This window comes from Ruegeria sp. K3 (assembly GCF_056531845.1).
Window position 1 is genome coordinate 157,400 of sequence record NZ_JBQFMM010000004.1, and the last position, 21,971, is coordinate 179,370.

General features: G+C 57.9%; 27 protein-coding genes and 1 tRNA gene. 11 read left to right on the forward strand and 17 right to left on the reverse strand.

Translation table 11 applies throughout. The annotated features are described in order from the left end of the window. The first annotated feature begins 69 nt into the window (after nucleotides 1-69). Together hisB and hisH are read left to right on the forward strand one after the other, a co-directional pair. On the forward strand, nucleotides 70-657 hold the full coding sequence (gene hisB, locus ACR0MP_RS09295; RefSeq protein ID WP_170401424.1) for an imidazoleglycerol-phosphate dehydratase HisB: 588 nt from the start codon (nucleotides 70-72) through the stop codon (nucleotides 655-657). Beyond that, a complete protein-coding gene (hisH, locus tag ACR0MP_RS09300) occupies nucleotides 658-1,296 on the forward strand; it encodes an imidazole glycerol phosphate synthase subunit HisH (protein ID WP_170401427.1) in 639 nt (212 codons plus the stop codon). 3 nt (nucleotides 1,297-1,299) lie between these two features. Here the strand turns inward: hisH and ACR0MP_RS09305 are convergent, their stop codons facing one another. Then, a complete protein-coding gene (locus ACR0MP_RS09305; protein WP_170392077.1) occupies nucleotides 1,300-1,701 on the reverse strand; it encodes a DUF2147 domain-containing protein in 402 nt (133 codons plus the stop codon). A 134-nt stretch (nucleotides 1,702-1,835) separates the two neighbouring features. Here ACR0MP_RS09305 and hisA point away from each other — a divergent pair, with 134 nt between their 5' ends. After that, nucleotides 1,836-2,555, forward strand: a complete 720-nt coding sequence (gene hisA / locus ACR0MP_RS09310) for a 1-(5-phosphoribosyl)-5-[(5-phosphoribosylamino)methylideneamino]imidazole-4-carboxamide isomerase (RefSeq protein WP_170401433.1) — start codon at nucleotides 1,836-1,838, stop codon at nucleotides 2,553-2,555. Between the two features lies 1 nt (nucleotide 2,556). Here the strand turns inward: hisA and ACR0MP_RS09315 are convergent, their stop codons facing one another. Then, on the reverse strand, nucleotides 2,557-3,003 hold the full coding sequence (locus ACR0MP_RS09315; protein ID WP_480439179.1) for a DUF302 domain-containing protein: 447 nt from the start codon (nucleotides 3,001-3,003) through the stop codon (nucleotides 2,557-2,559). A 120-nt stretch (nucleotides 3,004-3,123) separates the two neighbouring features. Here ACR0MP_RS09315 and hisF point away from each other — a divergent pair, with 120 nt between their 5' ends. The 3 genes from hisF to ACR0MP_RS09330 all read left to right on the forward strand — a co-directional run bounded on the left by hisF (nucleotide 3,124) and on the right by ACR0MP_RS09330 (nucleotide 4,817). Beyond that, nucleotides 3,124-3,885 carry an imidazole glycerol phosphate synthase subunit HisF gene (gene hisF, locus ACR0MP_RS09320; RefSeq protein WP_170420800.1) on the forward strand — a complete coding sequence of 254 codons (762 nt, stop codon included), beginning with the start codon at nucleotides 3,124-3,126 and terminating at the stop codon, nucleotides 3,883-3,885. After that, nucleotides 3,882-4,199, forward strand: coding sequence for a phosphoribosyl-ATP diphosphatase (locus ACR0MP_RS09325; RefSeq protein WP_170401439.1), 318 nt, complete (start codon nucleotides 3,882-3,884; stop codon nucleotides 4,197-4,199). The genes hisF and ACR0MP_RS09325 overlap by 4 nt, the downstream gene beginning before the upstream one ends. Before the next feature lie 69 nt (nucleotides 4,200-4,268). After that, nucleotides 4,269-4,817, forward strand: coding sequence for a hypothetical protein (locus tag ACR0MP_RS09330; protein WP_480886446.1), 549 nt, complete (start codon nucleotides 4,269-4,271; stop codon nucleotides 4,815-4,817). 53 nt (nucleotides 4,818-4,870) lie between these two features. Here ACR0MP_RS09330 and ACR0MP_RS09335 read toward each other — a convergent pair whose 3' ends face one another. From ACR0MP_RS09335 to rlmB, 5 genes are all read right to left on the reverse strand, one after another. Further along, on the reverse strand, nucleotides 4,871-5,287 hold the full coding sequence (locus ACR0MP_RS09335; RefSeq protein ID WP_170401445.1) for a VOC family protein: 417 nt from the start codon (nucleotides 5,285-5,287) through the stop codon (nucleotides 4,871-4,873). Nucleotides 5,288-5,407: 120 nt separating this feature from the next. After that, complete coding sequence (locus ACR0MP_RS09340) at nucleotides 5,408-5,878, reverse strand: CoA-binding protein (protein WP_170401448.1); 471 nt, start codon at nucleotides 5,876-5,878, stop codon at nucleotides 5,408-5,410. A 291-nt stretch (nucleotides 5,879-6,169) separates the two neighbouring features. Continuing rightward, the gene (locus tag ACR0MP_RS09345; RefSeq protein WP_255611718.1) at nucleotides 6,170-6,541 is read right to left on the reverse strand and encodes a YHS domain-containing (seleno)protein; all 372 of its coding nucleotides are present in this window, start codon (nucleotides 6,539-6,541) and stop codon (nucleotides 6,170-6,172) included. A 175-nt stretch (nucleotides 6,542-6,716) separates the two neighbouring features. Continuing rightward, nucleotides 6,717-6,992 (reverse strand): hypothetical protein, encoded by a 276-nt coding sequence (locus ACR0MP_RS09350; RefSeq protein WP_255612144.1) that lies wholly within the window; start codon nucleotides 6,990-6,992, stop codon nucleotides 6,717-6,719. A gap of 12 nt (nucleotides 6,993-7,004) precedes the next feature. After that, nucleotides 7,005-7,778 (reverse strand): 23S rRNA (guanosine(2251)-2'-O)-methyltransferase RlmB, encoded by a 774-nt coding sequence (gene rlmB, locus ACR0MP_RS09355; protein WP_170401451.1) that lies wholly within the window; start codon nucleotides 7,776-7,778, stop codon nucleotides 7,005-7,007. Nucleotides 7,779-7,894: 116 nt separating this feature from the next. Here rlmB and ACR0MP_RS09360 point away from each other — a divergent pair. Continuing rightward, nucleotides 7,895-7,978 (forward strand) — tRNA-Tyr (locus ACR0MP_RS09360). A gap of 86 nt (nucleotides 7,979-8,064) precedes the next feature. Here the strand turns inward: ACR0MP_RS09360 and ACR0MP_RS09365 are convergent. The 6 genes from ACR0MP_RS09365 to ACR0MP_RS09390 form a co-directional block, all read right to left on the reverse strand. Continuing rightward, entirely contained in the window at nucleotides 8,065-9,537 is a 1,473-nt protein-coding gene (locus ACR0MP_RS09365; RefSeq protein WP_480886449.1) for an ArnT family glycosyltransferase, read from the reverse strand. A gap of 158 nt (nucleotides 9,538-9,695) precedes the next feature. After that, nucleotides 9,696-10,232 (reverse strand): DUF2478 domain-containing protein, encoded by a 537-nt coding sequence (locus tag ACR0MP_RS09370; protein WP_170401457.1) that lies wholly within the window; start codon nucleotides 10,230-10,232, stop codon nucleotides 9,696-9,698. Nucleotides 10,233-10,307: 75 nt separating this feature from the next. Then, nucleotides 10,308-10,973 carry an NnrU family protein gene (locus tag ACR0MP_RS09375; RefSeq protein ID WP_170401460.1) on the reverse strand — a complete coding sequence of 222 codons (666 nt, stop codon included), beginning with the start codon at nucleotides 10,971-10,973 and terminating at the stop codon, nucleotides 10,308-10,310. 105 nt (nucleotides 10,974-11,078) lie between these two features. Further along, nucleotides 11,079-13,142: an ABC transporter permease subunit gene (locus tag ACR0MP_RS09380; RefSeq protein ID WP_170401463.1), complete on the reverse strand. Its 2,064-nt coding sequence runs from the start codon at nucleotides 13,140-13,142 to the stop codon at nucleotides 11,079-11,081. Continuing rightward, on the reverse strand, nucleotides 13,139-14,188 hold the full coding sequence (locus ACR0MP_RS09385) for a betaine/proline/choline family ABC transporter ATP-binding protein (RefSeq protein ID WP_170401466.1): 1,050 nt from the start codon (nucleotides 14,186-14,188) through the stop codon (nucleotides 13,139-13,141). The genes ACR0MP_RS09380 and ACR0MP_RS09385 overlap by 4 nt, the downstream gene beginning before the upstream one ends. A 10-nt stretch (nucleotides 14,189-14,198) precedes the next feature. Beyond that, on the reverse strand, nucleotides 14,199-15,149 hold the full coding sequence (locus ACR0MP_RS09390) for an ABC transporter substrate-binding protein (protein ID WP_170392106.1): 951 nt from the start codon (nucleotides 15,147-15,149) through the stop codon (nucleotides 14,199-14,201). Between the two features lie 334 nt (nucleotides 15,150-15,483). On the opposite strand from ACR0MP_RS09390, the gene ACR0MP_RS09395 reads away from it, so the two are divergent. Next, nucleotides 15,484-16,146, forward strand: coding sequence for a DNA-3-methyladenine glycosylase I (locus tag ACR0MP_RS09395; protein ID WP_170635993.1), 663 nt, complete (start codon nucleotides 15,484-15,486; stop codon nucleotides 16,144-16,146). A 42-nt stretch (nucleotides 16,147-16,188) separates the two neighbouring features. Next, nucleotides 16,189-16,875 (forward strand): hypothetical protein, encoded by a 687-nt coding sequence (locus tag ACR0MP_RS09400; protein ID WP_170401472.1) that lies wholly within the window; start codon nucleotides 16,189-16,191, stop codon nucleotides 16,873-16,875. A 5-nt stretch (nucleotides 16,876-16,880) separates the two neighbouring features. Here ACR0MP_RS09400 and ACR0MP_RS09405 read toward each other — a convergent pair whose 3' ends face one another. After that, nucleotides 16,881-17,288, reverse strand: coding sequence for a c-type cytochrome (locus tag ACR0MP_RS09405; protein WP_170401475.1), 408 nt, complete (start codon nucleotides 17,286-17,288; stop codon nucleotides 16,881-16,883). 97 nt (nucleotides 17,289-17,385) lie between these two features. On the opposite strand from ACR0MP_RS09405, the gene ACR0MP_RS09410 reads away from it, so the two are divergent. Further along, nucleotides 17,386-17,823 (forward strand): DMT family transporter, encoded by a 438-nt coding sequence (locus ACR0MP_RS09410; RefSeq protein ID WP_170401478.1) that lies wholly within the window; start codon nucleotides 17,386-17,388, stop codon nucleotides 17,821-17,823. Here ACR0MP_RS09410 and ACR0MP_RS09415 read toward each other — a convergent pair. Further along, nucleotides 17,807-18,493 (reverse strand): ABC transporter ATP-binding protein, encoded by a 687-nt coding sequence (locus tag ACR0MP_RS09415; protein ID WP_170401481.1) that lies wholly within the window; start codon nucleotides 18,491-18,493, stop codon nucleotides 17,807-17,809. The genes ACR0MP_RS09410 and ACR0MP_RS09415 overlap by 17 nt on opposite strands. Next, nucleotides 18,486-19,772 carry a lipoprotein-releasing ABC transporter permease subunit gene (locus ACR0MP_RS09420; protein WP_170401484.1) on the reverse strand — a complete coding sequence of 429 codons (1,287 nt, stop codon included), beginning with the start codon at nucleotides 19,770-19,772 and terminating at the stop codon, nucleotides 18,486-18,488. The genes ACR0MP_RS09415 and ACR0MP_RS09420 overlap by 8 nt, the downstream gene beginning before the upstream one ends. A 392-nt stretch (nucleotides 19,773-20,164) precedes the next feature. Between ACR0MP_RS09420 and ACR0MP_RS09425 the strand changes: the two genes are divergently transcribed. Further along, nucleotides 20,165-20,521: a hypothetical protein gene (locus ACR0MP_RS09425; protein WP_170401488.1), complete on the forward strand. Its 357-nt coding sequence runs from the start codon at nucleotides 20,165-20,167 to the stop codon at nucleotides 20,519-20,521. Nucleotides 20,522-20,551: 30 nt separating this feature from the next. Here ACR0MP_RS09425 and proS read toward each other — a convergent pair whose 3' ends face one another. Continuing rightward, nucleotides 20,552-21,892, reverse strand: coding sequence for a proline--tRNA ligase (gene proS, locus ACR0MP_RS09430; protein ID WP_170401493.1), 1,341 nt, complete (start codon nucleotides 21,890-21,892; stop codon nucleotides 20,552-20,554). Nucleotides 21,893-21,971 lie beyond the last annotated feature (79 nt).

Consider the following 21,971-nt stretch of genomic DNA (forward strand, 5'->3'; position numbering starts at 1 on the left):
GCTTAAAGCGGTCTGGATAGGCCGTTCATCCGGGTCTATAAGCGCGCCTGTAGCAAAAGGAATTCGCCCATGCGCAGCGCTAAGATCAGCCGTCAGACCGCCGAAACCGAGATTTCGGTCGAGGTCAATCTGGACGGCACCGGCCAGTATGACAACCAGACCGGCGTCGGGTTCTTTGACCACATGCTGGATCAATTGGCGCGGCATTCGCTGATCAACATGACGATCCGTGCCAAGGGTGATTACCACATCGACGACCACCACACGGTCGAAGACACCGGGATTGCGCTGGGTCAGGCACTGACGCAGGCGCTAGGGGACAAGAAGGGTATTCGCCGCTATGGCGAGTGCCATCTGCCCATGGATGACGCACAAGTACGCTGTGCGCTGGACTTGTCGGCTCGTCCGTTCCTGATCTGGAATGTGGACCTGCCGACGCAAAAGATCGGCACGTTCGACACCGAGCTGGTGCGCGAGTTCTTTCAGGCGCTCAGCACCCATGGCGGGATCACCCTGCATATTGATCAGTTGCATGGCTTCAACAGCCACCACATTGCCGAGGCCGCCTTCAAGGCCGTTGCCCGTGCTTTGCGCGATGCGGTCGAAACCGACCCACGCAAGGCGGATGCGATTCCCTCGACTAAGGGCGCGCTGTAGATGCTGACAGCCATCATTGACTACGAGAGCGGTAACCTGCACTCGGCGGAGAAGGCGTTTCAACGGATGGCCCGCGAACTGGATGCGGGCGAGGTCGTCGTGACATCGGATGCAGATGTTGTCGCGCGGGCTGATCGATTGGTTCTGCCCGGTGATGGCGCTTTCCCGGCATGCGCCGCCGAGTTGCGCGGCCACAAAGGCATCTATGACGCTATGGTAGAAGCCGTCGAGCAGAAAGGCCGCCCGTTTCTGGGCATCTGCGTCGGAATGCAGCTGATGGCGACCAAGGGCCATGAATATGCTGAGACCGACGGTCTGGGCTGGGTCGCAGGTGATGTTGTGAAGATCGAGCCCTCGGACAGCGCGCTCAAGGTGCCACATATGGGCTGGAACGATCTGATTCTGGAAAGCGACCATCCGGTCTTTGACGGGATAAAATCAGGCGATCACGCCTATTTTGTGCACTCCTACCACTTCCGGGTGATGGATCCGGCGCAACGGCTGGCCTATGTGGACTACGGGCAAGAGGTCACGGCCGTGATTGGCCGCGACACGATGGTTGGGATGCAGTTCCACCCTGAGAAAAGCCAGGACGTCGGCCTGCGTATGATCGGCAATTTCCTGACCTGGAAGCCCTGAGGTTTACTGCACCCGCGTCCAGACCTGCCCCCGGCAGACCAGACCACCCACGGCACACCCCTTGACGGTCAGCTTGTTCTGGCTGTCCAGTGTCATTTTCGAACTATAGGTTTTGTCGCGATCCGGGGCCCAGATTTTGCCGTCGTCATAGCTGCCGTCACCCTCGGGGATCATGTCCCAGATGATTTGCTTGCCAAGGTTTTCGTACTCCAGCTGTTGGTTGCCTTGGGCATCAAATGCGCTGTCGATAGTTCCGCAGATGGCGCTGCCACATTCCGAAATCGACACATGCAAATAGCCGCCCGTATCGCCCGGAGCGGTCTTCCACAGCCCGTCTACCGGATCGGCAGCAAAGGCGGTGGTGGCCATCGCAGCGAAGACCGCTGCAAGAGAATATGTCTTCATGGTTATCTCCCTGTCTTTCCGGTCAGTCTGACCTGCCGTTCGGCACCGGGCAAGAATGACTTAGCGTCGCGTTGCGCCCCTGCCCTGCCTGTGCGATATCCCGCGCGTGTAACAGTGATATAGGGCCGCCCGACATGATCCTCTACCCCGCCATCGATCTGAAAGACGGCAACGCCGTGCGCCTGCTGCGTGGTGAAATGGATAAGGCGACGGTCTTTAACGAAGACCCTGCTGCGCAGGCCCGTGCCTTTGTCGAGGCTGGTTGCGAGTGGCTACATCTGGTTGATCTGAATGGTGCTTTTGCCGGGGAGCCTGTTAATGCGGCACCCGTTGAGGCAATTCTGAAAGCCTGTGATGTGCCCGCTCAGCTGGGTGGTGGTATCCGGGACATGGCCACAATCGAGACCTGGATCGAAAAAGGTCTGGCGCGGGTGATTCTGGGCACCGTTGCAGTCGAAAACCCAGATCTGGTGCGCGAAGCTGCCAAAGCCTTCCCGGGCAAGGTAGCCGTCGGTATAGATGCCCGAAACGGCATGGTTGCCACCAAGGGCTGGGCCGAAGAGACCGACGTACAGGTCACCGATCTGGCGCACAGTTTCGAGGACGCGGGCGTGGCAGCGATCATCTATACAGACATCAACCGCGACGGTGCGATGCAGGGTCCGAATATCGAAGCCACGGCGGCGCTCGCGCAGGCGGTTTCGATTCCGGTGATTGCCTCGGGCGGCGTCAGCTCACTGGACGACCTGATCGCCCTGCGCGATTGTGGCGTCGAGTTGAACGGCGCGATCTCTGGCCGCGCGCTATATGATGGCGCGATTGACCTGAAAGAGGCCATTCGCGCCCTGAACTGAGTTATTGAGCAGCGGCGGCGGTCAGTTTCGCCAAAGCGCCGCGCATCTTTTCGATGACGGGGGATTTCTCTACTTCGTCGAGCTCGTCCATCGTCTCTTTCGGATCTTCATAAGCCAGCCAGACCTGTCCATTTGCGTCTTCGTAGGCCTGCACCTTCAGCGGCAAGAACAGCCCCGCGCGCGGGTCGATCTGCATGGCGGGAGTGCCCAGAGCCGGGTTGCCGAATATCAGCACCTGATTGGCCGGGATCGGCGTTCCGACCTTTTCCGCCCCCGCCGCGTGATCCACGCGGGCAAACACGGTGGCGCCCGCATTGCCCACGGCGGCTTCCAGCGCGTCCAGCGCCTCGGCCACGGATTTGTTGGTTTCCACTTTGATGATGTCGTCAGCCATGGCGGACAGGGCGCCTCCGAATGTGAGAATTGAAGCCAAAAGAAGTTGTCGCATCTGGGTAATCCTTTTCATAAATTTCACCCCTAATTTCCATGGCTTCGCGACAGATCACAATCACAAGTCTGGCATCGGCGGGGCTTTGCCGGTACAGGTGCCCCGAGCAAAGGAAAGCCCATGCTGAAAACCCGCATCATTCCCTGTTTGGATGTCGCCGATGGCCGTGTGGTCAAAGGTGTGAATTTCGTTGGCCTGCGCGATGCTGGTGACCCCGTGGAATCGGCCAAGGCATACGACGCCGCCGGAGCGGATGAGATCTGCTTTCTGGACATCCATGCGACGCATGAGAACCGCGGCACGATGTTCGATGTGGTCCAACGCACGGCAGAGCAGTGCTTTGTGCCTCTGACTGTAGGTGGTGGCGTGCGCACCAAAGATGACGTGCGGGCCCTGTTGCTGGCGGGGGCTGATAAGGTCAGCTTTAACTCGGCCGCCGTCGCGAATCCGGACGTCATCGCCGAAGCAGCGGACCAGTTCGGCAGCCAGTGCATTGTCTGCGCCATTGACGCCAAGACGGTCAGCCCCGGCAAGTGGGAGATTTTCACCCATGGCGGACGCAAACCAACAGGCATCGACGCCGTTGAATTTGCCAAAACCGTCGTTTCAAAGGGCGCAGGTGAAATCCTGCTAACCTCGATGGATCGCGATGGCACCAAGGCCGGGTTCAACCTGCCCCTGACCCGAGCGATCAGTGACGCGGTGGAAGTGCCGGTCATCGCCAGCGGGGGCGTAGGCAATCTGGACCATCTTGTCGAAGGTGTGACCAAAGGTGGGGCCAGCGCGGTGCTTGCCGCCTCGATCTTCCATTTCGGCGAATACACCATCCACGAGGCCAAAGAGCATATGGCCGCCGCCGGCATACCGATGAGGCTGACATGAGTATTTTGCACGATCTGGCGGCTACGATTGAGGCCCGTAAAGGGGCAGAACCAGACAGCAGCTGGACCGCCAAGCTTTTGGCCAAAGGTCCCGAGAAATGTGCCGAGAAATTCGGCGAAGAAGCCATTGAAGCAATCATCGAAGCCGCCAAAGGGGACAGGGGAAAACTGACCTCCGAGGCGGCTGATGTGCTTTATCACCTGCTAGTGATGCTGGCCGCGCGCGATGTTGCGCTGGATGATGTGCTGGGCGAACTGGCCCGTCGACAGGGCACCAGCGGCATCACGGAAAAGGCATCCCGACCAAAAGACTAAGCGGGTTTCGTGCGATGACCCGGCCCGCTATACTGCGGCTTCGGGTGCATTGAGGCAAAGGACGCGCAGATGATCAGAGCTTTGGTGTTCGCGGCAGCGCTTGCCACCCTCGCCGCCTGTGCCACCCCTCCCCCGTCTTCCGGAGATGAGGTCCAGCGGCTGGCGGCTGAAATCCAAAGCCTCGGCCCCGATATCGACCCGGAAGAGGCCTCCCGCGCCGCCCGCATCGCCTATGCCTATACCGCGCAACTGGCGCAGGAATACGAGATCACCGACCCTCCGCTTATCCACAACGCCAAGGTCAACAAGGGTCTGCGTCCGCGTGGTCTGTGCTGGCACTGGGCTGAAGATATTGAGCGGCGACTGGATCAGGAGCAGTTCCGCACTCTGGAAATGCACCGCGCCATCGCCAACGCGGATAACCCGTTCCGCATCGACCACAGCACTGCCATTATCAGCCGCAAGGGAGAGAGCATGTACGAAGGCGTTGTCTTGGATCCCTGGCGCTATGGCGGAGTGCTATTCTGGTCGCCCCTGGTTGAGGACACCCGTTACGAGTGGGTTCCACGCGAAGTGGTTCTGGAAAAGCGGCGACAGGAACAAGCATCCAGCCCGTGAGACTGAGCTTCTGCGGGCAGTGATCGAAGCGCCATAGCGACCCGACGAAAGCGTTACCCGTCGCGCCCCGGCTCGTTTGGATTGCTGGAAAATAGCGCGATTTTGTTGCCCTGAGGATCGCGCAGATAGCCGACATAGAAATTCGGACCATACGAGGCGCGAAAGCCCGGCTGGCCTTCGTCAGACCCGCCTGCGGCAAGCGCAGCGGCGTGAAGGTCGCGAACCTGCTGTTGGGTGCGCGCCTCAAACGCCACCATGGCCCCGTTGCCAGCCGAAGCCGCGCCTCCATCAAAGGGTGATTTTACATAGAACTCGGGCTGAACCGGGGATTGCCCCGGCGGCACTGGCAGCGCATAGCTCAAGTCTCCGTGATACCGCTCCAACGCATAACCAAGGGCGGGCAGGAACGCCGAATAAAACCGCTCAGCACGCGTGATATCGTCAACACCAACGGTCACATAAGCAATCATTCCGCATGGTCCTGTCTTATTGGTTTGCTGAATGGGTATAGGCCAATTGGACCTCCCCCTCAACAAATGCACCATTTCTGTTCAATTCAGGCCGGGACGTAGACACAAACGTCAGGGCCGTCACAGCTTGGACGAAATCACTCCAGTCGCAAACCCACCCATACGCAGTTCGCCAAACAGGCGCTGATATTCGATCTTGGGGCAGCGGTTCATGACTACGTCGATATCGCGGGCCTGCGCCTTAGCAGCGGCCTCGGCATGTTCAACTCCGATCTGCATCCAGATGGTGCGCAAGTCGGGAAACGCATCCAGCGCCTCGTCGACAATGGGCGGCACAGCGTCGGAGCGGCGAAAGATGTCAACCATATCGACGGGCTCGGGAATGTCGGACAGCGAAGCCTGCACCGTCTGGCCAAACAGCATCTTGCCTGCATGGCCCGGATTGACCGGTATCACCCGATATCCCTTGAGCGACAGATAACGCGCTACGTAATAGCTGGGCCGCACCGGGTTCATAGAAACCCCAACCACCGCAACCACTTTGGTGCGCCTAAGGATTTGGGTCAGAACATCGTCGGAGTAGTCATTCATGAGCACACCATAAGCAAGCGCATGCAAAGAAAAAAGCGCCCAGGAAACTCCTGAGCGCCAGTTGTTGGAACGAGGGACAGTGAAATGACCCGCGGCAGTTCCATTCCGCGGTCACTGTGACATTTAAGCATGAGTTTTCTAAAAAAAAGAGGTCGCGCGCATTTTTGTGATGACACATCACAAAAGGCGGAATGCCGCCGAATGAAACCGTGCGCATTTCCTTCGGCGATCATGGTCAGAACGGCTCGTTACATAAGCCGCGCGCCGATCTTAAGCCAAGAGCAATAGGCTTTATTGGTAAAGAACCGCAGGCCAATGCCCCTCGGCCTCGCGGATGTAATTGGTGACATCGCGTTCCCAGATACGTTCGATCGCTTCCGAGTGGGTCAGATATAACCGCCCATCCACAATCTGCCATGCCATGGGATCGGTACTGCTTAGCAGACCTTTCGCCATCGCATAGGCGCAGTAACCACCAAACTGCGGGGCATAGGCGCGCGGATTGCGTTCAAATCGATCGCGATTTTCCTCTGACGCAAACCGCCAAATCGCACCCTTCCACATCAGCGCTATGTCGGGCTGACCCAACTCTGGTGCTCCAGCCTTGAAATAAGAAACCGCATCATAGCCTGAGACCGCCATCCCATCGTCCACGTAGAACATGGGCATTTCCTGCGCACCGACGACAGAGGCAAACGGGGTACAAGAGAGACTGATCAAGAAGGAACGTCGAGACAACATAGGTGATTCACTGGATTGCGGTTAGAGGGCTTCAAGATGCATATTTCAAACCGTATCTGAAACCCCCATGACGCCGATGTGAACTGGCGTGCGGTTGTTAATCGAAAACGTCTTCGATCACGTCCCAGGCTTCGTCCAACACCTTTGAGAACAGGCCCCGCTTTTTCTTCTTTTTGTATTTTTTGTGCTTCTGTGCCGGCTGGTAACTTTTGATCGGCCGATCTGCCAGTTTGGCTTTCGGCACCATCTTGAGATTATGCAGGGGTGCGCCGCAGCTTGCGCAACTCAGCTCGTGCTGTTGCTTTCCCCGAAGAACCAATGCGGCACGGGTACCGCAATAGCAGCAGGTGGCAATTTTATGTGGAGTGGATATGGGGGCCTCCTGTCATCTGGGTTTGGATGCATATAGTGCGATAGCCGCGGCATTTGAGACGTTTAGAGAACCAAATCCCCCCGCCGCGTCAATTTTTACCAAATGATCGACAGTTTCCTTGGTTTTCTGACGCAACCCGGGCCCCTCAGCCCCCAGCACCAGCGCCACCGGGCGATCACGCTTGTCGCCCAGCGTGGCTTCTATCGTCTGTTCGGCCTCACCATCCAGACCCAGGACTAAATACCCCATGTTCTGCAGCTCGATGATCGTATCCGCCAAATTGCGCACGCGTAGATAGGGCTGTCGTTCCAACGCGCCGCTGGCAGTTTTTGCCAAAGCGCCGGTCTCGGGCGCTGAATGGTGGCGGGTGCCAATGACGGCGCTGGCGCCCAGCACTTCTGCCGAGCGTAGAATCGCCCCGACGTTATGTGGGTCTGTCACCCGGTCCAGCAGAAGCACACGTGGGTTTTCCTGCCCGATACAATTCTCGGCAAGCCCACCCCATTCCAGCGGCTTGACCTCAAGTGCCGCACCCTGATGAACCGATCCCGGATCAATCGGTGCGGTGAATTTTCGCGGATCAACCATCTCGGGTACAATCTCCGCAAATTCAATAGCTTCCAGCAGTTTGTCGCGGGCATTGCGCGTCACAATCAGGCGCAGCTTCTGCCGTTTCGGGTTCATCAGCGCGTCGCGTACAGCGTGTAAACCGAACAGCCAGACGGTTTCTGCCGCAGCCGCTTTGCGCGCCTGTTCCTTCTCAACGACCCACTTTGGTTTCTTCATGATACGGGCCTCCGGGCCGGGAATTCGGTTTCCTGCGTCAAAGCGGTATTTTCCTGTTGACGCCCTTTAGACGCGCTAGTAATCACGCCTCCACGTCAGGTGCAACGCCTGACAGTGGGCGACAGGCCGCAAGGTGTGGCAGGGGACTGTAACTCCCTCGCGGAGACGCACGCCTGGTTCGATTCCAGGGTCGCCCACCACTTACTCACCGATAAATTTGGCCCATTCGTTCAGGCCGATAACTGTTTGATTGCACCGCGCGCTGTCAGTTGCCATGGTCCCCGCGCTATTGCGACACAGGTCCAAATGACAGCGTCATCTCGTCGTTGTTGTCAAAGCGGTATGGCGCAACCAAGGTTTTCACCTGTGCTGGGTCGACGTCCTTCGGGACATTTCGAGCCGATTCCCAAACCCGAAGAGCAGCATTTGGCGCGCGCGGGTCCCGATCGCTGTAAACAGGATGATCGGGCGCAAAATAGGCCATGTTTCCGGAAATCCAATTGTCAGCAACAATTGCACTTTCGGGCGTTGTTTGCGCGATTATCTCAGAGGTCAAAGTAGCGAAAGGGGCCGCACGTTTGGCATCCCCTGCCAGATTGTGATGCAGCATCGCCAGTCCGATAAACACCGCTAGAACGGCGCTGACCTGAGCAAATCGGTTTACGCCTTTACGACCTGTTCTGGGTAGTAGCCACAAACACAGCACGGGGCCGGCATAAATCAATATCGGTTGCAGCCAGCGATCCTTTACGTTGGTGCTTCCGCTCACAAGCACTACAGCCGCCATAAGTAACAACGCCCAGACCAGAGTACGCGTCATCAATCGCCTCAGATCATCGCCTTTGGCGGCCACCCCTTGTCTGAGGTAGACCAACCAGAGAACACCCAGGACGATTAGCAAGAGCGATACAAACCCAGCCGACGCCAAGGCCAACTCAACCAAGCCTTGCAGCGCGATCAATGTGGTTGGGCCATCGCTGCTCATGTCCAACTTGCGCGCGCTTGCAAATGCGTGTTCGGGATTGTTCAGAACCCATAGCATCGGTGGTGTGACAAGCAATGCGGCGACACCCAACGAAAGCAGCAGTCGAGGCGACCAGAGAGGCTTGCGCGTCTCAGATGCACTGAAAGCCGCCAGCAACATGGCCAGCAGCGCGATCGCATAGTTGTATTTTGACAAACTTCCCATTGCCACGACTACGCCCAGCAAGACGAATCCCCAAGTCGTCGGTTTGCGAATTAGCCACCAAATCACCGCGAAGGTCAGAACCGAGCAGAGATTGGCCAGAACGGTATGCGTCAGCGCGCGTTGCGCCTCCCAACTAAACTGATAGAGCATCAGAAGTGACAGGACCGACAGCCCTGCCCACAGTGGCGCATGACGGGTTCGTATGGTCAGGTACAGCGCGACAACCGTCGCCAGCAGCATCCCGTTCTTCAGCAGTGACAGCCCTAATATGCCGGGACCGGTTATCTGAAAGATGCCCCATTGCAGCCAGGCATAAAGTGGCAGTTGCGGGCCGTAGCCCCATTCCAGGCGGCGCGCATCAAGAAGTATCTCAGCCTCATCCAGACCAAGCGCGCCGCCGGTTGCAACTCGCAATACGACATGAAGCAGAAAGTAAGCCGTGACTATGCTTAACCAGAAGCGATCTGTCGACATCAACCCATCGAGACGGGATTGCTTCGCTGCCGGGTCATCGACCCCGCAAGCGGCTTCCAGAGATCGCTCATCTGAGACGCACTGATCTTCGATCATGGATAAGCCCATTTCGTCGGCACTCGCCCAGGATATCTGGCCGCCGGATTGCAACTTTGACCGAAGCTAGACCCGATGTGTGGGCTCAAGTCCACCATTTTTGCGGCAGTTGGGCGCGTGAAACAATGCGCGCAGCTCAGCAGATGGATGCCTGGGCTTCAGCCGCCAGATGCCGCGGCGGGTTGAACGTCAGTTTGGGATATTTTGTCAAACCACTCAGTCAGGCTGCTGACATCGGGGCCAAGCGCCTCGGCTATGCCGCCGGCGAATTCCTGAAACTTTTCAATATTCAACTGATTGACGCCCACCAAGACGGGAATTTCACGCTCTAGTGCGTCGGCGACAATAGGGCGAAAGCCCCGCCCGTCCGCCTCGTGCTTTCCGAACTTGTTGATGATCAGCAATTGAGGGCCATCCTCAAGCGACCGCGTCACGAGGCCGACGGCCCGTTCCAATTCAGCCGGATCCAGACGGCAACCCCGAGCGTTCTTGCCAAGGGATTGTGAGATGCGAATGGTTTCCCCGGTCGGAATGACTTTCAGATCCATATCGCATTTATATCCGTCGGCACATTCGGTGTTGGTCTGCACAACCCCGGCAATCGGTGTTCCGGCCTGCACAAGACCATCCGCAAATTCGCTAAGCAGGCGGTCAGTCGCACCGCGATCGGTTGTCGTTACATAGGCCAGATGCATTTTTTTTTGGACCTCAGATTTCAGTCGATGACGTTTCAGATAGCACGCGTCGGCTTGTCCGACCACCTTCATCCATCAAGGCAACGGAGAAAGCCCGATCACCGATGCGTGCAGGTGGAGGAGAACCGCGTAAGAAGCCAAAGCAGTCAACCAGACCCAAAGGCTGGGCCAAGGGCGGGGCGCGCTGAGTGACAGGCGCGCGGTATTGCGGGAAAGGCGTACCCATTCCGTCCCCAAATTGCGCGCGGTGCGGTGATCAATGAGCGCCATGCCCATCAACGCAAAGCCAGCAAACAAGCCGAACAGGATGACATGCGACAGGCTTCCATTGGCCAAGAGATGTGCCAAAGCCCATAGCATCAACGCCACAAGTATCGGATGACGCGTCGTGCGCAGGATTCCAGGGTTTTCGGGATTGAACGGACGGTGCCCCAGCCCTCCGAATGAGAACGGGTTCCGGATCGACAGGCCCGCAATGGCCAACCAGCAGACTATAGGCATGACCAGCAAAGGCACCCAGCGAAAGATTGGAAGCGGCGGGATCACTTCGACATAGGGTGCATTTGCGGCGGCGATGATCAACCAGGCCAAAACTGCTAGAGAAATCATTGAATAGCTGGCGAAATATGCGCGCTTTCCCATCGTACCGATCAGCCAGCCGCGCACTGCTGGGCGTGCTGGAATCATGTGGCTAAGAAGGAATGTGGCAAGTGCTGCGAGGAAGAGGCCCCAACCAGTCATCGTAATCTCCGAACGTGTTGCGCCCGGTTTAGGCCGTGACAGCGCGCTGGTCTTTGTCCGAAATCAAGTGAGGGCAAAGGGGCGGTTACCCGCCCCTGCCCTGTCTTACAGGCCCAGCGCCTTGCGGCGTTCCTCGGCAAAACCCTGCACCATACGATCAGCGATCAGTGCTAAAATAGCCATGGCGGCACCGGCCGAGATGCCAAGCCCCACATCGGCCTGCCCCAGCGCCAGATAAATCGACTGGCCCAGACCGGTTGTCCCGATCAGTGCCGCTATCACCAGCATGGCGAAGGCATAGAGGATGGTCTGGTTCAGCCCCAGTAGGATGGTCGGTGCGGCATAGGGCGCGCGGACGTCGCGCATGATCTGCCACTCGGTCGCGCCGCTGGAGATTGCGGCTTCCATCATTTCCTCGGGTGTGTTGACCAGCCCGTGTCGCGTGTAGCGGATCATCGGGACGATGGCGTAGGCACAGATCGCCAAGAAGGCCGAGAACTCACCGATCTGAAACACCATCAGAACCGGGATCAGGAACACAAACAGTGGGATCGTCTGCAGCATATCACAGATCGGGCGAACCACTTTCCAGACCGGCCCCCAAACTGCGCTGGCAAGACCGATCAGCCCTCCGACTACTGCGCAGGAAAACACTGCGGCACCGCTGAGGTAGAGCGACAGGAGTGCCCGCTCCCACAGGCCTGAAACGAGGATGGTACACAGCAGCCCAACCGACAGCGCCGCAAGACGCCAGCCACCCGCGACCCAACCCAGCGCAGCCGCGCCCGTCAGGACAAACGGCCAAGGCAGGTTTGATATGCCGGTTTCCAGCATTCCGATCAGGATAAGAACGATCAGTCCACCGGTCAGATGCCCGCGCCATGTCATCAGCAGAGCGATAGCCGCACCAGCGGCGAACAGACCCCAGCTCATGCTCGGGGTCCACTGGAACCCCCAGGTGAACGGTAGTACAGCCTGGTCCAGACCGATCCGCAAGGGCAACAACACATAAAACAGAGAGTTGTTCTTGAGTGCGTCCAGCCAAGGCCCGTTAGCCTGCGTAAATGAGGTCAGGCCGGTGTCAATCGCCTCGGCCATCGGGTCCAGAACTGTAAGGTCAGACGGGTTCGGCAACCGGGACCAGAAGGCAGCGGTAAATAGCACTGCAAAGCCCAGCATCGCCCAGACAACGCGGCTGTCATATCGCTTGCGCTCGGTCGCCAAAGTGCCGCTCATCCTGTCGATGATCACTGCGAAGACAACGATGACCAGACCGGCCATGAGGGATTCACCGAACTGCGCCTTGCGCATGGTCAAAAGGACTTCCCAGCCAATGTCGTTGAAGCCGCCGATGACCGCGGCGATGATCACCATCGACAGGGCGGCCATCAGGCATTGGTTCACACCAACCATGATCTGAGTCGTGGCAGCAGGAATTTCGACCTGAAAGAGCTGCTGCCAGCGCGTCCCGCCGGACATGATCGCAGCTTCTTTGATTTCGGGCTCTACCCGTTCCAGCCCCAGCATAACGTTGCGAGCCATAGGTGGCGCGGCGTAGATGGCCGAAGCGATCAGGCCGACCACCGGACCGAAGCCAAACAGAAGCAGCAGCGGCGTCAGATAGGCAAAGGTCGGCACCGTTTGCATGATGTCTAGTACTGCCTGAACAAAGGCCTTCACACGTGGCACTTCATTGGCAAGAATACCGATAGCCCCGCCCATAATCAGCGCCACGGGGACAGATACGGCGACAAGGGCCAGCGTATTCATGCTCTCGGCCCAATAGCCTGAAGCCAGAACGAAGCTGAGGCCAAAGAACCCCAGCGCCGCCATCGGCAGACCGCCCAGATACCAACCCAGCGCAGTGACGACCCCAATCAAGATCGGCCAGGGCGTGCTGCCAAGCACGTAGTTTGCAGCATTCATCGGATAAGTCATCAGGTCCGAAAACAACCGCATCGCCGGTTTAATGCCATTCAGAAACCAGTCGAGAAACGCACCAACCCATTGCGTTGCAGGCAGTTCCCATTCTTTGGGCCATGTGATCAGCCATGGCGCAACGCCTTCCAGCGCAAGGCAAACCGCACCAACGACAAGGGTAATCAGCGCGGCCTGCGCCCCAGCCGTCAGGCGGGCCTGCCGCGCGGGGATATCCGTCACAGCGGTCATGCTTCATCCACCTGCAAAGCTGCGGCGAGATCGGACGGATGAACCGTACCGACAATATTGCCGTCTGCATCGCGGACGGGCACGGGTTCATACAGCTCCATGCAATGTGCGAGCGCCGCGTCGAGCGTCATGGATGTGGTCAAGCCCGGATCATCCGGCCCACGCTCAGCATCATCACGCATGACCGAAGCAACCTTGGCATGCTGGCCTTTGGCCACGTCCTTAGAAAATTCGCGCACGTAGTCGTCTACCGGACGCAGCACGATATCCGTCGGCGTGCCGATCTGAACGATCTTGCCGTCGCGCATAATGGCGATGCGGTCGGCCAGTTTCAGCGCCTCTTGAATGTCGTGAGTGATAAAGACAATGGATTTTTTCAACGTCGCCTGGATGCGTAGGAATTCATCCTGCAGCTGGCGGCGGATCAAAGGATCAAGGGCCGAGAACGGCTCGTCCAGAAACCAGATATCGGGATTCACCGCAAGGCTGCGCGCGATCCCCACGCGTTGGCGTTGACCACCCGAAAGCTGCCGGGGAAAGCTATCTTCGCGGCCTTCCAGGCCGACCAGCGAGATTACTTCCTGCGCACGTGCCAAACGTTCCTTTTTACCGACGCCTTGCACACGCAGCGGATAAGCCACGTTTTCAGCCACGGTCATATGAGGGAACAGGCCAAAATGCTGGAAAACCATGCCCAGCTTCTTGCGCCTTAGTTCAGTCAGGGTTTTCTTCGATGCACCGATGACATTCTCGCCATCCACACGGATCTCGCCGCCCGTACCGGGCAGAAGTTGCGAAATGCAACGAATCAGCGTCGATTTGCCCGAGCCGGACAGACCCATGATGACAAAAAGCTCGCCTTCTTTGACCTCGAAATTGGCATCCTGAACAGCAGGGATAAACCCCAGTTCGCGCAAATCGGCGGCGGCTTTGTCAGCGTCACTCCCTGACCGAGACAGCGCGTCGGTCAGAGCTTTGTCGGCACCTTGGCCAAACACCTGCCAGAGATTCTGGCAGGCGATGGCTGGCGTATTCGCTTCAGTCACTTAAGCGGACTCACTGCGTTGCCGCGTCAACGACGGGGCGCCATTTGTCTTCATTCTCGGCCATCCATGCCGCGACGACTTCTTCGACCGCGCCACCATCTACGTCGATCGCCCCCATCATTGGCTGCTGGTCTTCGACCGACAGCTGATAGTTAGTCAGGATTTCATAGGCAGCGGGCCACTTGTCTGCCATGCCGCTCCAACCGGCCTTGAAGATACGTGACGGCGAGAAATCGCAATCATTCACTGCGTTGGGGTTCGGGCCCCAAGACGGATCGTTAAAGCACGCCTCTTCGCCTGCAGGCAGTTCGACAAACTGTACGTCATATGCCGACATCGCCCAATGTGGCTGCCAGAAGGTGATCAGCAACGGCGACTTGCGCTCGGTCGAGGCGCGCAATTCGGCGATCAAAGCGCCCTCGGAACCCGCGGGGACCGCTTTGAACGGCAATTCAAGACCGGTCATACGATCCGCGCCGGGCGTACCCCAATCCGCTGGGTAATCGACCAGACGGCCACCGGGCAGAGTTTCAGCCGTAGCAAAAACTTGCGCACACTCTTTCAGCGCTTCCCACGCAGGCAGGCCCGGGCACAGCTCCGCTACATGTGCCGGGTAGGCAATGCCTTCCTTGGCATCAAGCCCCAGATCGCCGATTTCAACAACGGTGCCTTCGTCGATCTTCTTGGCGTATTCGTCGGACACGTTGGACGACCAGATTTCCAATGTCGCGTCAATGTCCCCATCGGCCAACGCCTGGAACTGATTCATCATCCCGGCGGTCACGTATTCTACGTTATAACCGGCGGCCTTCAGCATCTCACCTGCCACATGGGTGGTCACATGTTGACCGGTCCATTCGTTGATCGCCAGCTTGATCGGTTCATCGACCGCGCCCATATCTGCGGCATGGGCCGCCCCGGCCACTGCGATAGCCAAAAAGCTTACGCTTAGCTTTTTCATAACAACAACTCCCTGTTTTTTACGTTTGCCCCATGGCGATATCGAGCCCGCCCAGGATCATTTGTGGTCACAGCACATTTCGCAACATGCACAAGTTTAGCCGAAAAAGGAAAGGGAACAGTTGTTCCGGGTCCGACGCGCTTCATCTAGCGTTAAACCACGACCCATCCCTGCTGCTCCACTCGGCAATACACACACTTAACACCGTCAGTTCGGAACCGTCAAAGATATTGATTGACTAGTCAATATAAAACACGCGCTTCATCTCAAGATCTGATTTGCCTTGTCAAATCTTCTTAATAAGGCAGCATCTGGATAAGGGAGGGTCTAGGAGATGCGTCACTTTGAAAAGATCTACCAGATATCGGCTGATCGCCACGGCGGCCCCGCCGAACTGGAAAGCAAGCTAAGCAAGCCTAAACCAATCGCCGAATTGGTGGCGATGTCAGATGATCGCTGGTTATCGCTTATTACGAAAACCGTGTTCCAGGCAGGGTTTAACTGGAAAGTGATCGAATCGAAGTGGGACGGATTCGAAACGGCATTTGACGGCTTCGACATTGGACGCTGCGCATTCATGGATGACGAGAAATTCGACGCACTGCTGCAGGACACCCGCATTGTCCGCAACGGAACCAAGATTGCCACAGTGCGCGACAATGCCGCGTTTCTGCTGGAACTCCGCGCGGAAGGTGGCGTCGGGCAAATTCTGGGCGGGTGGCCATCACAGGATTATGTCGGCTTGCTACAGATGCTCGCCAAGCGCGGATCGCGGCTTGGCGGTGCTTCGGCGCAGTATGCTATGCGGTTTGCCGGTCGGGACAGCTTTATTCTGTCCCAAGATGTAACAGCTCGTCTGATCGCTGAGGGCGTTATCGACAAACCTGCAACCTCCAAAAAAGCAATGGCCGCGGTGCAGGCCGCGTTCAATACATGGATGGGACAATCCGGGCGATCGCTGACGGAAATCAGCCGGGTTCTGGCGATGAGCCTTTGAAAACGACTTGCAGCGCCGAGCTGCCGCATTAGGCTTAATGCCATGATCCGCCCCCTGTTGATTTCATTGCTGTTTCTATTTGTAGCCTGTGGTCGACCTCTAACCGATCACGAGCGCGCATTTGTCAGTAAAATCCACGGAGACACATTGAATTTGGATCGTGTGCGATTGGTAGAGGGTGCCCCCGTCGCAGCGGTTACATTTACCCGCAAAGCCCGCCCTCGGGTTGCCTGCCGTGAACGAATCTTACCACCTGTCAAAGAGGAAACCGTGACCGGCAAACCCGCGGGCGTTGCGCTGTTCAATCATGTATACTTCACGAAGGACTGGTATCTGGACGACTACATGAGCCAGTACCCCGATCAGGTGAACCTGATCGGGGCAATGTTGCTTGCGCATGAATTAACCCATGTCTGGCAGTGGCAAAATCGCAAGACAACTGGTTATCACCCGTTCCGCGCTGCGGCAGAGCATGGCCGGAAGGACGATCCTTACCTGTTCGACCTTGATACTTCGCCCGATTTTCTGGCCTATGGCTACGAACAGCAGGGCGCCATCGTCGAGGAATATATTTGCTGCCGGGCGCTCGACCCCGACGCACCTCGAACCAAGCGTCTGCACGATATGCTAAGCGCCCAATTCGAAGTCTCGAAATTGCCCGGTAACAGGCGCGAAAGCTCCGTCCTGATACCCTGGGCGGGCGCAGAGATTAATGGCATCTGTCGCTGAGCTTTTTAGTTCACTTGCAGGGTCTTCAGGTAAGCCACTAGATCCACGATTGGCTTGCTGGTCAGGATTGGCTGCCCTTCCGGCGTTTTGATCGCGGTGTCGTTACCTTCGAAATAGGGGCCATAAACCGGCATCGGGCTGCCATGGCTGACCAACGGTTCGCGCCCGTCAATCCGCGCCACGACGCGCGCCGTCGGAAATACACCATTTGCATCGGCCAGCGTTCTCAGGTTTGTCGGCTGGATCACCAGCACCCCGGCCATTGGCCCATGCCCCGTTGCATCCAACCCATGACAGGTAGCGCAATAGTGCTGATACAGCTCGGCCCCGGTCTCCACCTCCTGAGCTGAAGAGGCCTGTGGTATCATGGTAAGTACAGTCAGCGCGCCCGCGCCAAGTATTGATCGGATCATCACTTTTCTCCCTCCTGCCTGGCAAATCGAGACTTGCCGGGAGGTCGCGCTGGCGCAATGATCCAGATCAACGAAATAGGCGCAGGGACAAAAGGCAATGACACAATACGCAGCCATCATGCTGGCCGCCGGAATCGGCGTTCCCATCCTCGCCGCGCTGAACGCCGCATTAGGCAAATTGATCGGCTCACCCAATGCGGCCGCCGTCATCCTGTTCGCGATCGCCTTTGTCGCTTCAGCGCTGGCGCTGTTGGTACTCGGTGGATCGGATGCCTTTGCCAAACTCACCCAAGCCCCCAAACATCTGCTGCTGGGCGGCGTATTAATCGCCTTCTATGTGCTATCAATCACCCATGTGGCCCCACATTTTGGCGTGGGCAATGCGGTGTTTTTCGTCTTACTCGGCCAGTTGATCAGCACAGCCGCAATTGACCATTTTGGCTTGTTCGGCGCGCAGGTTACGCCGCTGACATTAATGCGGGCCGGAGGCATTACGGTGATGGCAATCGGGGTCGCAATCACTCAGCTGGCCTGAGCACGCCGCCCTCCAGCCGCAACATCCGGTCCATCCGCGCCGCCAGATCAAGGTTATGCGTCGCGATCAGCGCCGAAAGCCCTTCATCCCGGACCAGCGCCATAAGGGCCGCAAAAACCTGATCCGAGGTATCGGGGTCCAGATTGCCGGTTGGCTCATCCGCCAGCAGCACACGTGGCTGATTTGCCAGTGCCCGGCAGAAGGCCACGCGCTGTTGCTCTCCGCCCGACAAGGCTGCTGGCCGGTGATCTGCGCGCGGAGCGACGCCAACGCGATCAAGCAACTGCATCGCACGGGCTTGCGCTGCTTTCTCGGAAGCACCGTTTGCCAGTTGCGGCAACACGATGTTCTCCAGCGCCGTAAACTCAGGCAACAGATGGTGGAACTGATAGACGAAGCCAACATCGCGCCGACGGATCGCTGTGCGCGTGCGATCCCCTTTGCCCGTCGCGCCCTGCCCCGCGACTTCGACTTCGCCTGTATCCGGGGTATCCAGCAGGCCCGCGATATGCAGTAGGGTCGACTTGCCCGCCCCGGATGGCGCAACCAGTGCCACAGCCTCACCCGCGCGCAGCTCCAGATCGGCACCGCGCAGAACCTGCACCTCTCCTGGGGTGCCTTGCAGATAGGTCTTGGTCAGACCGCTGAGCCTCAAAGTCACATCACTCATAGCGCAGCGCCTCAACCGGGTTCAGCCGCGCTGCGCGACGAGCCGGGAAATAGGTGACAAGGAAAGACAGGCCAAGTGACAGCCCTATCGCTTTCATGACGTCAGACAGGTGCAATTCGGCGGGCAATGCGTAGATGCCGCGAATGGACGGGTCCCAGACGCCGCCACCCATGACGTAGTTCACGAAGGAAAAAATCGGATCGATATAGATAGCGAAGAGGCAGCCCAGTACGACGCCCATCGCTGTTCCGATGATTCCCGTAAAGGCCCCGCAAATGAAGAACACCCGCAGCACTGATCCTTCGCTGAGCCCGATGGTGCGTAAGATACCGATGTCGCGCCCTTTGTTCTTCACCAGCATGATCAACCCCGAGACGATGTTCATTGCTGCAATCAGCACGAGGATCGACAGGATGATGAACATCACATTGTCTTCGACCTCCAGCGCCCGCAGGAATCCTCCAGAGGCATCCTGCCAAGTCCATATCTGGCTGCGCTCACCTGCGGCCTCAAGTATCGGAATCAGGATCGGGGTCAGCTCTTCGGGACGCTCGACCATCACTTCGATCTCGTCCGCCACGCCTTCACGGTTGAAGAAGCTTTGCGCCTCGGCAAACGGCATGTAGACGCGCGTGCGGTCGATGTCATAGCGCCCGGCAGAAAAGACATAGACCACCTCATAAGCGTTCACGCGGGGAGATGTGCCAAATGCGGTTTTGACACCGTTGGGCGAGGTCAGTTTGACCCGATCCCCCACCGTCGCCCCGATGGCCCGCGCCACGCCCGAGCCGATGGCGATGCCGTCCGGGAACCGGGACAGGTCACCATAGGCCTCTTCGCTTTCTGCAATACCGGGCAACTCGGCCAGATCGTCGGGACGAATGCCAAAGACCTGCACGCCTGAACTGCGGTCCGCATTGGTGATCAGCACCTGCCCTTTGACAAGCGGTGCTGCCCGTTCGACCCCCGGCACCTGCGCGATCCGCTCGGCCATTTCATCGAATTCCGTGATGGTGCGGTCTAGCCGCCCCTGCGCATCGATTTCTCCGGCGGAATACACCGTGACATGTGCGTTGGCCCCAAGAATAGTGCCCACGAATTCTGACCGGAATCCGGACCGAACAGCCAGCGTCGCGATCAGAGCGAACACAGCGAGCGTAATCCCGATCAGCGAGATCCAGGTCATCACGCTAACGCCCCCTTCGGCCCTACGGGCACGGAGGTATCGCCAGGCGATTTTCCATTCGAAAGGGGCAAAGGGCGGGGGAGATTTGGCCATTTCTGCCTCGGGTTCAGATTTTTCGCGACCCTTTCGACATTTCGCCGGATGGTCAAGCCAGTTATCGTGCGGACACCGGTTCGGCGTTACTGCGCCCGATAAAGGGGCGAAAAGAACAGTTTGAAACGAATCATTTGCCCCAAGCGCCAAATCATCACCGGCAACGCGAGAAATCACTGGCCGCAAATTATACCAATGGTTGTGAACCCCTTCACAGACAAGGGCTTATTGTTTCAGTTATGAAGTCAATGTGAGATATCAGCACCCGACTGAGTCACAATCGCAACATTCAGGTGCGAAATATTGTTTCACAAATTGATTAGTGTGAGAAACTTTGTCACCCTACTTGTGTGGGGGACACATTTTAAGAGTTTAAGGGCGGAGGCACGCTCATGGGTATTCAAGAACATATGGAAGGCACGGGCCCGATTACTGCCCGTTCAGCAGCAACAGAACTGGATTGCGAAAGCGCCGCATTGTTGCGGGCAGCGATCAGGCCAGTTTTCACAAGCGCAGCAAGCTGGGCCGGTTTGGCCGACATACTGCGGGACAAAGGCTATCGCCTTGCTTTCCGGCAGGGGCGGCTGTGCATCACGGATCGCGCCACTGACGAACGCGTCTGTGGATTGCGGTTTCTGGGCTTCGAACTGGCGGAACTTGTACGCCGCTTTGGTCGCCCGATCGTGGTCGCACGCGGCAGCGAAGCGGACGGCGATTTCCTGACCGCACGTCCGACCTCAGCTTCCTGAGCTAAACCGCCGAAGGTTGCACCGCCTTGTTCAGGCGATGCCCTCAAAGATTTCTGCGATCTTGGTGACGGCCGCTTCGGGGCTGAGTTCCTCACTTTCGCCGGTACGGCGGCTGGTGAGTTCGACCACACCGTTCTTCAGACCACGCGGGCCCACTGTGATGCGCCACGGCAGACCGATCAGGTCCATGGTGGCAAACTTGCCCCCTGCCCGTTCATTCCGATCATCATAAAGCGGCTCAAGCCCCAACGCAGTCAACGCGCTGTAGAGTTTATCGCACGCCGCGTCCGCCTCTTCATCACCTTGCTTCAAGTTCACAATGCCGCAATGGAATGGAGTCACGCCTTCGGGCCAAATGATGCCCTTATCGTCATGGCTGGCTTCGATGATCGCACCGATCAGGCGGCTAACGCCGATGCCGTGGCTGCCCATATGCACCGGAACCGGCTTGCCATCGGGGCCTTGCACAGTCGCTCCAAGAGCTTCGGAATACTGGGTGCCAAAATAAAAGATCTGCCCCACTTCGATACCACGCGCCACGCGGCGGCGGTTTTCGGGGATTTGGTCAAACAGGGCTTCGTCGTGGGTTTCGTCCGTTCGGGCGTATTTAGAAGTGAACTCTTCGAGGATCGCCTGACACTGTTCGCGGTTATCATAGTCGATCTCGCGATCGCCGAAGGTCAGATCGGTGACCGCGCTGTCATAAAAGACCTCGGATTCGCCAGTATCGGCCAGTACGAGAAACTCATGCGTGTAGTCACCGCCGATAGGTCCAGAATCAGCGCGCATCGGGATGGCTTGCAGACCCATCCGCTCATAAGTACGCAGATAGCTGACCAAGTGGCGGTTATAGGCGTGCAGCGCGTCTTCTTTGGTCAGATCGAAATTGTATCCGTCCTTCATGTAGAACTCGCGCCCCCGCATCACGCCGAAACGTGGGCGGATTTCATCGCGGAACTTCCACTGAATCTGATAGAGCGTCAGCGGAAGGTCTTTGTAGCTGCTCACGTGGCCGCGGAAGATGTCGGTCACCAGTTCCTCGGCGGTTGGCGTGTACAGCATATCGCGACCGTGGCGGTCCTGCATGCGCAGCATTTCCTGGCCATAATCGTCATAACGACCGGATTCGCGCCACAGGTCGGCTGATTGCAGAATCGGCATCTGGATCGCGATGTGCCCAGCCCGCGCCTGTTCTTCATGCACAATGTTCTCCAGCTTGCGCAGAACCTTGAAGCCCAATGGCAACCAAGAATAAATCCCGGCGGCGGCCTGTTTGATCATCCCGGCACGCAGCATCAGCCGGTGGCTGACGATCTGAGCCTCCGAGGGGTTTTCCTTAAGAACGGGCAGAAAGTAACGGCTGAGGCGCATAACGTAACCTTACGGGTGAGAATTTCGCTGCAAGGTGATTATTCCAAAGCCTAGCCGGGGGCAATCGCACATCGGTGTT

What these genes read in the sequence shown, in the direction of transcription:
- proS (WP_170401493.1), bottom strand. Translation starts at nt 21,892, where the DNA reads ATGCGCCTCAGCCGTTACTTTCTGCCCGTTCTTAAGGAAAACCCCTCG.
- ACR0MP_RS09420 (WP_170401484.1), bottom strand. Translation starts at nt 19,772, where the DNA reads ATGGCCAAATCTCCCCCGCCCTTTGCCCCTTTCGAATGGAAAATCGCC.
- ACR0MP_RS09330 (WP_480886446.1), top strand. Translation starts at nt 4,269, where the DNA reads ATGATCAGAGCTTTGGTGTTCGCGGCAGCGCTTGCCACCCTCGCCGCC.
- ACR0MP_RS09370 (WP_170401457.1), bottom strand. Translation starts at nt 10,232, where the DNA reads ATGCATCTGGCCTATGTAACGACAACCGATCGCGGTGCGACTGACCGC.
- ACR0MP_RS09325 (WP_170401439.1), top strand. Translation starts at nt 3,882, where the DNA reads ATGAGTATTTTGCACGATCTGGCGGCTACGATTGAGGCCCGTAAAGGG.
- ACR0MP_RS09305 (WP_170392077.1), bottom strand. Translation starts at nt 1,701, where the DNA reads ATGAAGACATATTCTCTTGCAGCGGTCTTCGCTGCGATGGCCACCACC.
- ACR0MP_RS09425 (WP_170401488.1), top strand. Translation starts at nt 20,165, where the DNA reads ATGGGTATTCAAGAACATATGGAAGGCACGGGCCCGATTACTGCCCGT.
- ACR0MP_RS09395 (WP_170635993.1), top strand. Translation starts at nt 15,484, where the DNA reads ATGCGTCACTTTGAAAAGATCTACCAGATATCGGCTGATCGCCACGGC.
- ACR0MP_RS09415 (WP_170401481.1), bottom strand. Translation starts at nt 18,493, where the DNA reads ATGAGTGATGTGACTTTGAGGCTCAGCGGTCTGACCAAGACCTATCTG.
- hisA (WP_170401433.1), top strand. Translation starts at nt 1,836, where the DNA reads ATGATCCTCTACCCCGCCATCGATCTGAAAGACGGCAACGCCGTGCGC.
- ACR0MP_RS09345 (WP_255611718.1), bottom strand. Translation starts at nt 6,541, where the DNA reads ATGTTCTACGTGGACGATGGGATGGCGGTCTCAGGCTATGATGCGGTT.
- ACR0MP_RS09340 (WP_170401448.1), bottom strand. Translation starts at nt 5,878, where the DNA reads ATGAATGACTACTCCGACGATGTTCTGACCCAAATCCTTAGGCGCACC.
- ACR0MP_RS09405 (WP_170401475.1), bottom strand. Translation starts at nt 17,288, where the DNA reads ATGATCCGATCAATACTTGGCGCGGGCGCGCTGACTGTACTTACCATG.
- hisH (WP_170401427.1), top strand. Translation starts at nt 658, where the DNA reads ATGCTGACAGCCATCATTGACTACGAGAGCGGTAACCTGCACTCGGCG.
- rlmB (WP_170401451.1), bottom strand. Translation starts at nt 7,778, where the DNA reads ATGAAGAAACCAAAGTGGGTCGTTGAGAAGGAACAGGCGCGCAAAGCG.
- ACR0MP_RS09365 (WP_480886449.1), bottom strand. Translation starts at nt 9,537, where the DNA reads ATGATCGAAGATCAGTGCGTCTCAGATGAGCGATCTCTGGAAGCCGCT.
- ACR0MP_RS09380 (WP_170401463.1), bottom strand. Translation starts at nt 13,142, where the DNA reads ATGACCGCTGTGACGGATATCCCCGCGCGGCAGGCCCGCCTGACGGCT.
- ACR0MP_RS09410 (WP_170401478.1), top strand. Translation starts at nt 17,386, where the DNA reads ATGACACAATACGCAGCCATCATGCTGGCCGCCGGAATCGGCGTTCCC.
- ACR0MP_RS09375 (WP_170401460.1), bottom strand. Translation starts at nt 10,973, where the DNA reads ATGACTGGTTGGGGCCTCTTCCTCGCAGCACTTGCCACATTCCTTCTT.
- ACR0MP_RS09390 (WP_170392106.1), bottom strand. Translation starts at nt 15,149, where the DNA reads ATGAAAAAGCTAAGCGTAAGCTTTTTGGCTATCGCAGTGGCCGGGGCG.
- ACR0MP_RS09315 (WP_480439179.1), bottom strand. Translation starts at nt 3,003, where the DNA reads ATGCGACAACTTCTTTTGGCTTCAATTCTCACATTCGGAGGCGCCCTG.
- ACR0MP_RS09335 (WP_170401445.1), bottom strand. Translation starts at nt 5,287, where the DNA reads ATGATTGCTTATGTGACCGTTGGTGTTGACGATATCACGCGTGCTGAG.
- ACR0MP_RS09400 (WP_170401472.1), top strand. Translation starts at nt 16,189, where the DNA reads ATGATCCGCCCCCTGTTGATTTCATTGCTGTTTCTATTTGTAGCCTGT.
- hisB (WP_170401424.1), top strand. Translation starts at nt 70, where the DNA reads ATGCGCAGCGCTAAGATCAGCCGTCAGACCGCCGAAACCGAGATTTCG.
- hisF (WP_170420800.1), top strand. Translation starts at nt 3,124, where the DNA reads ATGCTGAAAACCCGCATCATTCCCTGTTTGGATGTCGCCGATGGCCGT.